Here is a 13,985-nt window from a genome sequence, read left to right as displayed (position 1 = left end):
TGGGTTTGTGGCGTATTTGCACCCGGGAAATATTGTGAATGGCGCCTTTAGCGCACCTTCAAGTCTCAGCCTTAATCTGAGTCATTCATGCACAAAAATGCAAAACTGGCGCTCAAAAAGTGAGGGGAAACACTTAAAGAAATTTCGACAAAAAGCCCACTAAAGCCCCTCCACTAGCCCTTATAGGCATCATCCCGTCGGTTTGACAGACAGTTAGTGACAGACAGTCAGGAGAGCTAGTTTCACCGGGCGCGCGAGTCAGCGGATATACAACCCAGCGGATATACAACCCAGTAGATACAGTTCAGCCCCGCAGTGCAGTACTGCGGGGCTGAACTGAAAATCTAGCTGAACCGAAAACCTATGCGGTAAGTAGCAACCTAACAGCTACCCGACCCAATACCTACTCGGCGGGACCGACCAGCGGGCCGACCTCCTCCTGTCCGAGCAGTTCGCCGGAGGCACGCAGGTCGTCCTGAATGTCCAGGAGCATGGACACTGCGTGGGTTGCGCCGTCGCGGTCGCCCACCTCCACGGTGTGGGTGAGCCACTGGGCGATCGCGAACTCCGCGTAGAAGTTCGCGCGCTGCGCCAGGTAGGCGTCGGGCAGCTGAGGCATCTGCTGGCGGTACACCTCGATTGCCTCGTCGGTGAAGTCGATGTCCTGGCAGGAGTACAGCCACGCGAAGTCCTGCGCGGGGTCGCCCACGTGCACATCGGACCAGCCGGTGACCTCCACGATGCGCGCCGCCGAGGGCGTGACGTGCAGTACGAGGTTCTCGGCCCCCATGTCACCGTGGACCACGCGCGGGCGGAACTGCCACATGGGTCCGGGGGAGAGCACAGCACGCCAGTGCGCGAGCAGGTCGGCGGGCACCTTACCGGTTGCGGCGGCACGCTCGAGCTCGGCGTTCTTGCGCAGACGAATCTGCTCCGAAGAGTAGGAGGGCAGGTCGGCTTCGTAAATGATGTCTTCGGGCATCACGTGCAGGGTCGCGATGTCCTTGGCGATGATGGATGCCAGGGAGGGGCGGTTCGTCGCAACTTCGCGGCGGCTCAGCTCGGCGAGCTGGTCCACGTCGTAGATGGTGCCGGGGATGTGCGTGTACACGAACACGTTGCCGCCCGCGTAGGGTACGGTGCCGGCGACGGTGGGCACGGCGAAGGGCAGTCGGGCGCGCAGACCGGGGCTGAACGACTGCAGGATGAGGTGTTCAGCTTCCAGGCGCATGCTGGCGTCGGGGCGGCGCGGGGCGCGCACTCGCCAGCGGCGACCGGTGGAGTCGGCGATGATTGCCGAGTCGAAGTCGTCGCTGTCTTCGCGGACCGGTTCAGCGCCGACGGGGTAAATCCCGGGCACTCCGGCGGAGACGATGGCTGCTAGCTGAAGGGGAGATAAAGTCACGGGTTAAGGTTACCAAACCAATGTGTGCCGTTTAGTAGTTTTTGGGATCTTTATGCCAAGTGGTGAAGATACTTGTGGACAAGCCTAAACGTGCTCGCCTGCGCTGCCTGTTGAGCTTCTACTTGCCCACTCCAAAAGAGGCGGGTTCCTCACGCCCTGAACGAAAGCAGTAGCTAAGAAGCCGCGGCGGGTCTGGAGAACACAGTCTGGGAGAATACAATGGAAGACCGGCTATCACCGCCTCGCGCACCCGCATACACACATGTCCGTATGCCCGCGCGAGCGCACGCCGCCTGCCCGTACCGCCCGCCTTACTGATGGAGCATTATGACCGCCACACCTCAGCAGCCTCAGCATATGATCTCCGCAGACGATATCCTTGCCGGGCTTGACCCTGATCAGCGTGCGGTCGCCACCGAGCTGGACGGGCCCATGCGCGTGCTGGCGGGTGCCGGTACCGGTAAGACCCGCGCGATTACGCACCGCATCGCCTACGGTATTGCGATCGGTCGCTACCAGGGCCCGCGCGTACTCGCCCTGACCTTCACCCTGCGTGCGGCGGAGGAGATGCGTACCCGCCTGCATCAGTTGGGTGCGCACGGTGTGCAGGCGCGTACCTTCCACTCGGCGGCGCTGCGTCAGCTGGCGTATTTCTGGCCGCAGGTGGTGGGTGGTACGTTCCCGTCCATCGTGCAGAATAAGGCAGCGCTCATTACGGAGGCGGCGAACCGTCTGCGCATCAGCACGGATCGTTCCCTGCTGCGTGATTTGGCGTCGCTGATTGAGTGGGCGAAGGTTCAGCTGCTCACCCCAGACACCATCATGCAGCGTCTGAGTGAGAAGCAGCTGCCCTCGGCGGTTACCCCGCAGAATATGCAGCGTATTTTCCAGGCGTATGAGGATTTGAAGGATGAGCGTAACCTCATCGATTTTGAGGACGTGCTACTGCTGACCATCGCCATGCTGGAGGAGGACGAGAAGCTCGCCGCGACCGTCCGCAACCAGTACCGCCATTTTGTGGTGGACGAGTACCAGGACGTCTCCCCGCTGCAGCAGCGTCTGCTGGATGTGTGGCTGGGTGGCCGCGACGATATTTGCGTGGTGGGTGACGCCTCCCAGACGATTTACTCTTTTACCGGCGCAACCAGCCGTTACCTGCTGGATTTTGCGCGCCGGTACCGTGGCGCGCACACGGTGAAGCTGACCCGCGACTACCGTTCCCATTCGCAGGTGGTGGAGTTGGCGAACCGCCTGTTGGCGGCGCGTCGTCCGCATCCGGATTCGAGCCCGCATTCGTGGGCGCCGCCGCTGGAGCTGATGTCTCAGCGCGGCCCCGGCGTGGATGTGGAGTGGTTCGGCTATGCCGACGATGAGCAGGAGGCGGCCGGCATTGCCGAGGATATCCGCGACCTGATTGAGAAGGACGGCGTGCCGCCTTCGGAGATTGCGGTGCTGTTCCGCACGAACGCGCAGTCGGCGGCGATTGAGTCTGCGCTGGCTGCCGCCCACATTCCGTACCAGTTGCGCGGCGCGGAGCGTTTCTTTGAGCGCCCCGAGGTCAAGCAGGCGATGCTTGCCTTGCGCGGTTCGGCGAAGTCCACGGACGGTACCGAGGACGTCACCCGCTACACCCGCGATGTGCTCGGCGGCCTTGGTTATAAGGAGGAAGGCCCCCTTTCGGGAGGCGCCACCCGCCAGAAGTGGGAGTCCCTCGCCGCCCTGGTGCACATGGTGGACATGATGGCGCAGCACCGCCAAGAGCAGCTTCAGGAGCACCGCGCGAACCCGCGCCCGGGCGTGCCCGAGCCACTACCTTTGACCATGCACGAGGTCGTGGCGACCCTGAACCACCGCAGCGAATTTAATGACGCACCGCAGGTCAACGGCGTCACCCTCGCCTCCCTGCACGCGGCTAAGGGCCTGGAGTGGGACGCCGTGTTCCTGTGCGGCCTGAACGAGGGCCTCATGCCCATTACTTTTGCGACCACCCCGGACGAGGTGGATGAGGAGCGCCGCCTGCTGTACGTGGGCATTACGCGCGCCCGCAAGTACCTGTGGCTGACCTGGACGATGACCCGCACCGTGGGCGGTCGCGGTCAGCGTAAGCGTTCGCGTTTCCTGGACGATATTGATCCGGCGAAGCGCCGCCGCAGGGCAGAGAGCGCCGGCTCGTCGTATAGCCAGGCTCGCTCGGCGCAAGATCGTTCGGCTCGTTCGACTCAGTCCCGTGCCGCGCAGTCCCGCCGTTCGTCGAAGGGAAGAGGAGACTATGGCTCAGCGTTTTAAGCGTGAAATCCTGCCCGCCACCGAGGACCGCCCGCAGATTGAGCTGGTCCGCTCGGCGCGCCGCACCCGCACCGTCAGCATGCAGCGCGACGGCGTGGATGAGCACGGCAACCCCGCCTACCGCCTGCTCATTCCCGCCGCGAGTACGAGCGAGGAGATTGACGAACATATTGCCCGCCTGCTGCCGCGCATTCAGCGTCGTGCCGCCCGCCGTGAGCGTGCCACGCAGCTGACGGTCACGGACGAGTACCTGCGCTCCCGCGCCCTGCACCTGGCGCAGAAGAACCTGCCGGAGCTGGTCGCCTCGGGCAGGCTCGAGAAGCTGTCGATTCGCTGGGTGAGCAACCAGCGTCAGCGCTGGGGCTCGGCAACCTACGCGAACACGCAGATCCGCATCTCCTCGGAGCTGCAGGGCGTGCTCGAGTACGTGCTGGATTCGGTGATTCACCACGAGCTCTGCCACCTGCTGCAGCCGAATCATTCGGCGGCGTTCCGTGCCCTGGAGGCGCGTTACCCGCAGCTGCTGCGGGCGCAGGCCTACCTGGAGGGGTACGCGCTGGGGCGCTCGCGTGCTGAAGGTGAACGGGGCGAGCGCGGCGAAAACAGCGCCCACTAAAATCCCGCTGGCTAAAGCGCTTCCTGAAAATCAAAGAATCAAAAACCAAACGAAACACTCCAATCGAACACTTGAGCGGGGGTGGCTTGTACATTCACAAGCCACCCCCGCTCGAGGTGTCAGCTATTTACTTTCGCCGCTTTACTTTTTGGGCTTTACTTTTCTTCGGGCGCGTCGCCGAAGCCGCCGTCCAGCAGCTTCTGCAGCTCCGAGTCGAAGTCCACGTCGTCCAGGCTGATTTCGTTCATGCGCGCATCGTATGCGGTGAAGTCTTCCAGCTCGGCGGGGGTGGGCAGAGTCTCCGGGGTGTCCCAGAGGCCGTCGCGTGCCTCAATGCCGTGGGATTCTTCGTACCAGCGCCAGAACTGCTGTGCCTCACGCACCAGGCGCGGGCGCAGTTCCAAGCCGACCAGGTTCTCGAAGACCTGCTCGCTGGGGCCGCCGTCAATGCGGCGGCGCGCCATGATTTCGGTCAGCTGCGGTGCCTTGGGCAGGTTGCGGGTTGCGTCCTCGGTTACGACGGATACCCAGCCTTCGATGAGGGCGAGCAGACCCTCCAGGCGCTGTACCGCCAGTTCCTGGTCTTCGGTGCGCTGGGGGCTGAACATGCCGCCTTCGAATGCTTCCTGCACGGCGTCGGGGTTGCTCATGTCCACCTGGGATGCGGCGTCCTGCATACGGTTCATGTCCACGCGGATGCCGCGGGCGTAGCGCGCCACGAGCTGGACCAGGTCTTCACGCAGCCAGGGGTTTGCCTTGTGCAGGCGGATCAGCGCGGATTCACGCACGGCAAGGTAGAGCAGGACCTCCTGCGGGGGAACCTCGATACTGTCGGCGAGCTGCTGGTAGCCGTTGGGCAACAGCGCGGAGGAGCCCGGCGCGAGGGGGAAGCCCACGTCGGTGGATGAGTACACTTCACCGGCAAGCTGAGCGAGCGCCTGAGCCATCTGGGCGCCAAAGATCATGGCGCCGACGTTGTTCAGGAATCCGCTGTTGAAGATGGCGGCGATTTCTTCGGGCAGCTCGTCCGCGGGGCCGGGCATGACCATGGCCTGGGTGACCTCGGCGGCCACGGGCTCGACCATCTCGCGCCAGGAGTCGAAGGACTCCTCAACCCACTCGGCCTTGGACCAGGCCTGCACGGGCAGGTTGTGACGCTCGATGGAGGTGACCGCATCCAGCCACAGGTCGGCCAGGTTTGCGGCGTCCTCGACGGCGCGCTTGAGGTTTTCGGGAACCGCCGGGTCCTCGCCCATGGAGGCGAGCATCTGGCGGGTCTGATTCTTGACGTTGGTCCAGTTCACGCCGCTAGGGCTGGATTCGTCGGATGCGCCGGCAAACATGGCCTGCACCTGCGAGAACATGCCCTGCAGCATAGCGGGGTCGAAGCTCATGCCCATGTTCTTCAGGTCTTCGGGGTCGATGCTGATGCCGAAGGGGTTCTGACCGCCTTCGCCGAAGAGCGCGCCGAAGGGGTTCTGCGCGTTGGAGGAGGCGCCCTTACCGCCCTGGCCGGTTGCCCCTGCGGAGGGGTCGAAGCCCTGCTCCTGCATCTTCTTAATGAATTCTTCGAGGGGGTCGCGCTCGTTGGAGGCGCCGCCGGTGGGGTTCTCAGACATGTGAAGCCTTTCGTAATCCGGGGGTGGGCGTAGCTGGCCCGCTCGCTGTCCAGCCTACCGATTTTTGCTGAGAATTTCCCGCGCCACCGCTGTGGATGCGGCTTAATCAGCTGAGGGCTCACAAGCTTGTCTCTGTCGCCGGGGTTTGGGAGCTTTTTCGTGCCGCCGTCACTGTGCGGTGCTGACATAGCGCAGCGCGGGTCAGAGCGTGAACGCCTCCTGGTTGCTCTATTTTTAGCGGGTGACGGTGCCCGCCTGCGTGTTGTCACAGTGCCCGCCCGCGTGTTGAAAAGCAGGTTTATCCGGTACTGTAGAAACCATGACTAAGTCCACCCCCGATGCTGAGCAGCAGCCGAACGCCGCCTCCGCGAGCGTGAAGAGTAATGAGAAGGCGGCTAAGCGTCGTTCGCGTTTTGCGCCGCGCCGCGTGAACCTGCGTTCGGTGAGCGCTGTGGCGACGTGTGCCCTGCTGGCTGGTGCTTTTGTTCTGCCCAGTTCCTATGTGAAGGAGGGCCCCGGCCCGCTCTTTGACGTGCTCGGAACCTATCAGGAGAAGGACGTCATTGAGGTTTCTGGTGCGCCCAGCTATAAGACGTTCGGCAAGATGAACATGACCACGGTGTCGGTTTCGGGCGGCCCGTACACGGAGCTGTCCGGCGCGGAGGCGTTCTACGGCTGGTTGGCGTTTGACGGTAACCGCAGCCTCGTGGTGCCGACCGATGCCCTGTACCCGCACGTGAGCCATGAGCAGGCGACGGCGGCGACCGGCGCGCAGATGGCTGATTCGCAGACTCAGGCGAAGGTCGCGGCGATGCGCCAGCTGAAGATGGCGGTGACCGAGAAGGTGCAGGTGCTTTCCACGGTGGAGGGTTCCCCGGCGGCGAGCGCTCTGAAGGCTGATGACCGCATCGTGAAGGTGGGGGAGAAGCAGATTGAGACCCTCACCGATGTTCCGAAGGCGGTGAACGCCTCGAACGGTTCGCCGATTGACGTGACTGTGGAACGTGGCGGCAAGCAGCAGACGTTTAAGCTGACCCCGGTTCGTGCCAGTGACGATAGCCGCTGGATTCTGGGCGCGGGTTTGAAGCAGAGCTATGACCTGCCGGCACACGTGCAGTACAACCTGGACGGTGTGGGCGGCCCGAGTGCGGGTCTGATGCTGGCGCTGGGCACGGTCGATAAGCTCAGCGAGGGTACCCTGCTCGCCGATGAGGACGCCGGAGGCGACCCGTACCGCAGCTACATTTCGGGTACCGGCACGATTGATGCGAACGGTAAGGTTGGCGCAATTGGCGGCATCAAGTACAAGATTTTGGCGACGGGCCGTTACGGTGCGCGTTATTTCTTGGCGCCTAAGGAGAACTGCGATTCGATTGTGAAGATGCAGGCGCAGGACCCCGACCTGTTCAACTACTATCACGCCGGTCAGGTGCGCGGCACGATGGTGGTTGTGCCGGTGTCGACCCTGGATGAGGCGGTGAAGACGGTCGAGGCAATTAAGTCTGGCACCCCGGATGATTCCCTGCCTCGCTGCGGTTCCTAACATAACGTTTCTCTCCGCAAGGTTCTCGCCCGTATAGCGTAGAAGTCAGCCCCGGTACTTTACGGTACCGGGGCTGTTCTGCACCCTATTCTCTGTCCTCGTCTGCGTCTCCGTAATCCTCGCCAGCACCTCTCACCTCAGCATTTCGCGTCCCAAAACCTCTCAACCCGGTCATATTTCGCCCCGAGCTTCTACGAGGTTCTGCCCTTCTGCGTTACCTCTGAGATACTTAAAGGCAGTTATTTTCTCTGAACGTATGATGAGCGAGGAATTGTGTCTGAGTCGACCAATAACACCGCGCATCCCAAGCCGAAGAAGTCAACGCCTAAGCGTCGTAGCCCCCTGCGGGTGACGATTGCTGTGGTGGCGGTGCTCATTGCTGCTTTTGTGGGTGCGTCCCAGGTGTACACGGACTGGCTGTGGTTTGATCAGCTGGGTTATAGCACCGTGTTCACTACCCAGATTTTGTTGAAGGCAGCCGTGTTTGTGGTGGCTGCCGTGGTGATTGCTGTGCCGCTGTGGGCTTCGATGTCCTACGCGGTCCGTCATGCTGATGTGGCGCCGGCGTCCGAGAAGAAGCCGCAGGAGGCGCCGAACCCGAATCAGAGCGTGCCGACGAGCGGCACGGATGCTGCCGAGCAGATGCTGCGTGACGTGTTTGGTCAGCAGCGTGCTGAGGAGAGCATGCGTCGCTACCACGAGAGCGTGGATAAGGCGCGTAAGGTTCTGCTGATTGTGGTTCCGCTGCTGTTGGGTCTGTTCATTGCTTCAGCGACGATGACTCAGTGGAGCACCGTCGCGCTGTTCTTCAACCAGCAGTCCTTCGGTAAGACTGACCCGGAGTTTGGCCTGGATTACGGCTTCTTCCTGTTTGCGTTGCCGTTCTTCCGCATGGTGGTGACTTTGGTGACCTCCGCTGTGGTGCTGTCGGCGCTTGCGGGTCTGTTCATGCACTACTTCTACGGCGGTATTAAGGTGCAGCCCGGTGGTGTGAGTACTACCGTGGCGTTCCGTCGTCACGCTGCGATTGTGGTGGCTGTGTTTTTGCTGACTCGTGCGGTGAGCTTCTGGTTGGACCGCTATTCGTCGACTCAGCAGCAGGTGGGCCGTTGGGCTGGTGCGATGTACACGGATGTGAACTCGTTAATCCCGGTGAACGCTATTTTGGCGATTTCTGCTTTGCTGGTGGCGATCATGTTTGTGGTGGCTGCTTCGATGAATCGTTGGCGTCTGCCGCTGATTAGCACCGCGATGCTGGTGATTGTTGCCGTGGTTGCTGGCGGCCTGTACCCGTGGATTGTTCAGCGTTTCCAGGTGGTTCCGAATGAGCAGGGCGCTCAGTCGAAGTTCATCCAGCGCAATATTGATGCGACCCGTTACGCGTACGGTTTGGACAAGATTGAGACCACTCCGTATGACGCGACGATTGATACTCGTGCGGGTGCGTTGAGCTCTTCGAGCGCGACTATTGCGAATATTCGTCTGTTGGATCCGAATGTTGTGTCCTCGGCGTTTGCGCAGATGCAGCAGTTCCGCCCGTACTACCGTTTTGATTCTCAGCTGTCGGTGGACCGCTATGCGGTGGGTAACACCACGCAGGATACGGTGCTGGCGGCTCGTGAGCTGAACCCGGCACAGACCAGCGGCGATTCTTGGTATAACCGCCACGTGGTGTACACCCACGGTTACGGCGTGATTGCCGCGTATGGTAACCAGGTGGATTCTGCGGGTAACCCGAAGTTCTTGCAGTCCGGTATTAAGGCGACCGGTACTCTGAGCGAGGATTATGAGCCGCGTATTTACTTTGGCATGAGCTCGCCGGAGTATTCGATTGTGGGCGGTAAGGGCGACACCCTGGAGCTGGACCGTCCGCTCTCTGCTGACGAGACTAACGCCTCCGATGCGAAGTACACTTTCGCCGGTTATGGTGGTCCTCGCGTTGATTCGCTGCTGGCTCGCCTGTCCTACGCGATTAAGTTCCAGTCCTCTGACATTCTGCTGTCGGATGCGGTGCGTGAGGGTTCGCAGATTCTGTACGAACGTAACCCGCTGGATCGTGTGCGTAAGGTGGCGCCGTACCTGAGCGTGGATTCTAAGCCGTACCCGGCGATTGTGAATAACCGCGTGCAGTGGATCGTGGATGCTTACACGACGAGCGACCAGTTCCCTTACGCGCAGGGTAGCTCCCAGGATGCGGCGACCGCTGCGGGTGCTCAGCGTTCTAACTCGGTGAACTACATCCGTAACTCGGTGAAGGCTACCGTGGACGCGTATGACGGTTCGGTGACCCTGTACGCGTGGGATGAGGAGGATCCGGTGCTGAAGGCGTGGCAGGGTGTTTTCCCTGGCACGGTGAAGAGCTACCGTGAGATGAACGCTTCGCTGATGAGCCACGTGCGTTACCCGACTGACATGTTCAATGTTCAGCGCACCATGCTGAATAAGTACCACGTGACGAACGCGAATAGCTTCTACGCCGGTGACGATGTCTGGTCGATTCCGAACGACCCGACCAATGATCGTAACCAGCCGATTTCGCCCTACTACCTGTCCCTGCAGATGCCCGGTGATTCTCGTGCGCACTTCTCGTTGACGACCACGTTCATTCCTCAGCAGAGCGATTCGAACTCTCGTAACGTGATGTACGGCTTCCTTGCCGCTAATGGTGATGCCGGTACCGGTAAGGACGGCGAGCGTAGCCCCGATTACGGCAAGCTGCGTCTGCTGGAGTTGCCGCGTTCTTCGGTGGTTCCCGGCCCGGGTCAGGCTCAGAATATTTTCAACTCTGATGCTGAGGTGTCGAACCAGCTGAACCTGCTGCGCCGCGGTTCGTCTGAGGTTATTAACGGCAATATGCTGACTCTGCCGGTGGGCGGCGGCATGCTGTACGTTCAGCCGGTGTACGTGCAGTCGAGCGGTGACGCTAAGTACCCGCGTCTGCAGCGTGTGCTGGTGAGCTTCGGCGATAAGGTCGGTTTCGCTCCGACTCTGGAGGAGGCGCTGAACCAGGTGTTCGGTGGCTCTTCGGGTGCGAAGCTGGACGGTTCGGCGGCTAGCCCCTCGGCTTCTGCCTCTGGCTCCTCTGGTACTTCTGGTTCTTCGGGCGCTTCGACCGGCGGTTCGTCGGCTTCGCAGTCTTCGGAGCTGAAGCAGGCTCTGACGGATGCCTCGAAGGCGATGACCGATGCTGATGCGGCAATGAAGAAGGGCGACTGGGCTGCCTACGGTGAGGCTCAGAAGCGTCTGGAAGCAGCCGTGAAGAAGGCTCTGGAGGCTGAGGAGGCGCAGAGCGCGGCGTCCGCTAAGGCTTCTGCATCGGCAACGCCCAGTGCCTCGGCGGCTCCGAGCGCAGCGGCTAGCGCTAAGCCCAGCGCCTCGGCTTCTCGCTAAGCCTAAGAGACAGCGGGGGAGTAGCGCATACCGGATGCTCAGGGATCGGATGTCCACGGGTCTAGCGTCCTCGCTCTAGATCCGGGGCCTGCACTGGATACGGCTCCTACCGACTAGCTCTAGCGGTCTCTGCGGGAACATCTCTGCGGGAACGGGGTGGAAGTGATTCACTTCCACCCCGTTCCTGTATGTTCTACCCCTGGCACTGCCCCGTAGCCCCTATTCCTACCCAACTGCTTTCTACCCAACAGCCCCTATTTTTGTGTGCTTGGTTACAAATCGCGTTTTTGGCTTGCATGCCCGGTTTGGGGTCTGTATAGTTGTATGAGTCGCCGCGGGGTGGAGCAGTTCGGTAGCTCGCCGGGCTCATAACCCGGAGGTCGCAGGTTCAAATCCTGTCCCCGCAACCAGAAAAACCCGGTATCTCAACGAAAAGTCGCTGAGATACCGGGTTTTGTTTTGCCCTGACGAGACCGAATCCCTATGTTATTCCCTACCTTTCAGCCAAACTCAGGCCCGTCGTCGAGGTGGGGGGGGGGGGAGGGGGGACTATCACCCAACATCGAGGACTATCATCCAACGCCCCTTCGGGGCGTATGACTATCTTCGCTCGTGCATGATCTCGTGGGAGGGAGGTTGCAGAGGAGGATTTTCACCGCCTAATCGGCGTTGATACCGGCTGTTTACCGCCTGAAAATGCAAAAGCGGTATAGCATTTTCCCTCGTATCTCAACCGAATCCCAACCCTTTACCGCCTTCACCGCCTAAAACCGAAAACTTTTATATATACACACGCATATGTAGGAAGATGAACACTCGCGTGTACACTTTTTAGAAATTAGGCGGTAGAGGCGGCAACACACCATGTTTTGACTGATATACCAACGTTTTCGATATACCGCTTAGCCTCAAACAGGCGGTAACTAAGCGGTGAAAGAGTAGCGTCCCGCATAGTGGTGTAACCGTGTGGTGATCGGCCCGTTGCTTGTGATGGGTGCGGTCACCGTGTGATCCTTCGAGAAAGCTCTTCTACTTCTGACTCGAAACGATTTGGAGGCACAACGATGACCGCTCCTCATATTATCGACCCTGCTGGCATGCTTGGCGAGGCGTTGTCCCAGGCATCCCCAGATTTGATGCGTTCCTTGCTCCAGCACGTCATTAACGCGTTGCTATCAGCGGACGCTGATGCGGTGTGCGGGGCCCAGTGGGGTCAACAAGATCCGCAGCGTCACACCAGGCGCAACGGGTATCGCTACCGGCCCCTGGACACCAGGGTCGGCACCATCGACGTGGCGATCCCCAAGCTGCGCTCAGGCACCTACTTCCCAGAATGGTTACTGCAACGGCGCAAACGCTGTGAAACCGCGTTGATCACAGTGGTCGCTGACTGCTACCTGGCAGGAGTATCCACACGCCGTATGGACAAGCTCGTCAAAACCCTGGGGATCACAGGACTATCGAAGTCCCAGGTCTCACGTATGGCAGCCGACCTGGACGAACACGTGGACGAGTTCCGCCATCGCCCCCTCGACGACGCTGGGCCTTTCACGTTCGTCGCCGCTGACGCACTGACCATGAAAGTACGCGAAGGAGGACGCGTCGTCTCGTGTGCGGTCCTGGTTGCCACCGGAGTCAACAATGACGGACACCGCGAAGTGCTGGGGGTGCGCGTGTCCACCAGCGAGACCGCTCCAGCCTGGAAGGAGTTCTTCGCCGACCTGGTCGCCCGAGGCCTGACCGGCGTGCGCCTGGTCACCAGTGATGCGCATCTGGGCCTGGTTGAGGCCATCGCAGCGAACCTACCCGGAGCCACCTGGCAACGATGCCGCACCCACTACGCCGCGAATCTCATGTCCGTCACCCCCAAAGCACTATGGCCCGCCGTCAAAGCGATGCTGCACTCGGTGTACGACCAACCCGACGCGGCATCGGTCAACGCTCAATACGACCGGCTCTTGGACTACGTGAACGACAAGCTCCCCGCCGTGTGTGACCACCTCGATCAAGCCAGGGCAGACGTCCTCGCCTTCGCGTCCTTCCCCACCGGGGTGTGGACCCAGATCTGGTCCAACAACCCCAATGAGCGCCTCAACCGCGAAATCCGCCGACGCACCGACTCCGTGGGGATCTTCCCCAACCGCCAGGCCATCATCCGCCTGGTCGGAGCCGTCCTCGCCGAACAAAACGACGAATGGGCCGAAGGCCGACGCTACCTCAGCCTCGACATCCTCACCAAATCACGACTCACACCACAACCCACCGGGCAGGAGGAACCCCCACTCCAACTCAGCGCATAACCCAACCCGAAGGACACAAAACGATTACACCACTCCACAGGACTTGACCTGAGCAAGAGCACGTTCTACAATTGACGCATAAGTTCAAGGAGATTCGCATGACCGCTTACGACCACTCGTCGGGGTACACCTACGGCACCGATGCCGTCCCCACGTCTCCGCTCACACTCGAGGATCTACGCCAGATTGAGGCCGCCGCGCACGTCCAGCCCGGTGACGCAGAGCTGCTCGCGCGAGCAGAACCCATCCTGACGCCGCATGCCATGGAAATGGTCGACACGTGGCGCGGGATTTTGGCTCAAAAGACCTACCTGGCAGCACATTCCGCGCATCCGGATGGACAGCCGAACCCCGAGTACGCGCAGGCGTCAAAGCCCCGATTCGCCCAGTGGATCATCGACATGTGCACGCGCGAGCGGGATCAGGCGTGGTTGGACTACCAGTACCTGATCGGAGCTCGACACATGACCGCGGCGAAGAACGCGGCGGATGGGGCGGACTCGACGCCATTCGTGCCTCTGCGCTACGTGCTCGCCTTCATCGCGCCGACTGTGGAGGTCGGGCACCGTCTCCTGGCGGAGGGCTTCGAGGGCGCAGAACTGGACGCTGTCCGTGACGCGTGGACTCGCGCTGTGACTGTCGCCGTGACAGTGTGGGCGTATGCCTACCGCGATCACCCCGAGCAATTCTGATCCGGCGCTCGCCACCTACGACTCCCCCATCGGCCGCCTCACGCTTGATAGCGGTGTATTCGTCTTTCGCACTCTCTGACTGCTCTCCCTGGAAGCCTCAGTGGCTTCCAGGGAGAGCTTTCTTTCTGGGTTAT

At 61.2% G+C, this 13,985-nt stretch carries 8 protein-coding genes and 1 tRNA gene; 7 read left to right on the top strand and 2 right to left on the bottom strand.

Annotated features, from left to right (window positions below; translation table 11 throughout):
- Positions 1 to 403: 403 nt before the first annotated feature.
- Positions 404 to 1,405, bottom strand: coding sequence for a phosphotransferase (locus O3675_RS02870; RefSeq protein WP_371570840.1), 1,002 nt, complete (start codon positions 1,403 to 1,405; stop codon positions 404 to 406).
- 327 nt (positions 1,406 to 1,732) lie between these two features.
- On the opposite strand from O3675_RS02870, the gene O3675_RS02865 reads away from it, so the two are divergent.
- Both O3675_RS02865 and O3675_RS02860 read left to right on the top strand, forming a co-directional pair.
- The gene (locus O3675_RS02865; protein WP_315355302.1) at positions 1,733 to 3,691 is read left to right on the top strand and encodes an ATP-dependent helicase; all 1,959 of its coding nucleotides are present in this window, start codon (positions 1,733 to 1,735) and stop codon (positions 3,689 to 3,691) included.
- A complete protein-coding gene (locus O3675_RS02860) occupies positions 3,675 to 4,307 on the top strand; it encodes a M48 family metallopeptidase (protein WP_371570838.1) in 633 nt (210 codons plus the stop codon). The genes O3675_RS02865 and O3675_RS02860 overlap by 17 nt, the downstream gene beginning before the upstream one ends.
- Positions 4,308 to 4,462: 155 nt before the next feature.
- On the opposite strand, the gene O3675_RS02855 is transcribed toward O3675_RS02860, so the two are convergent.
- Entirely contained in the window at positions 4,463 to 5,926 is a 1,464-nt protein-coding gene (locus tag O3675_RS02855; protein ID WP_371570837.1) for a zinc-dependent metalloprotease, read from the bottom strand.
- Between the two features lie 319 nt (positions 5,927 to 6,245).
- Here O3675_RS02855 and O3675_RS02850 point away from each other — a divergent pair, with 319 nt between their 5' ends.
- The 5 genes from O3675_RS02850 (at position 6,246) to O3675_RS02830 (ending at position 13,851) form a co-directional block, all read left to right on the top strand.
- Positions 6,246 to 7,469 (top strand): PDZ domain-containing protein, encoded by a 1,224-nt coding sequence (locus O3675_RS02850; protein WP_303941225.1) that lies wholly within the window; start codon positions 6,246 to 6,248, stop codon positions 7,467 to 7,469.
- A 273-nt stretch (positions 7,470 to 7,742) separates the two neighbouring features.
- Complete coding sequence (locus O3675_RS02845; protein ID WP_371570834.1) at positions 7,743 to 10,859, top strand: UPF0182 family protein; 3,117 nt, start codon at positions 7,743 to 7,745, stop codon at positions 10,857 to 10,859.
- A gap of 333 nt (positions 10,860 to 11,192) precedes the next feature.
- Positions 11,193 to 11,269 (top strand) — tRNA-Met (locus O3675_RS02840).
- A 654-nt stretch (positions 11,270 to 11,923) separates the two neighbouring features.
- Positions 11,924 to 13,159: an IS256 family transposase gene (locus tag O3675_RS02835; RefSeq protein WP_371570832.1), complete on the top strand. Its 1,236-nt coding sequence runs from the start codon at positions 11,924 to 11,926 to the stop codon at positions 13,157 to 13,159.
- A gap of 98 nt (positions 13,160 to 13,257) precedes the next feature.
- The gene (locus tag O3675_RS02830) at positions 13,258 to 13,851 is read left to right on the top strand and encodes a protoglobin domain-containing protein (RefSeq protein ID WP_371570830.1); all 594 of its coding nucleotides are present in this window, start codon (positions 13,258 to 13,260) and stop codon (positions 13,849 to 13,851) included.
- Positions 13,852 to 13,985: the final 134 nt, after the last annotated feature.

Source organism: Rothia sp. 27098_8_27 (genome assembly GCF_041432805.1).
GTDB lineage: Bacteria > Actinomycetota > Actinomycetes > Actinomycetales > Micrococcaceae > Rothia > Rothia mucilaginosa.
This window is presented reverse-complemented; position numbering and strand designations above follow the sequence as displayed.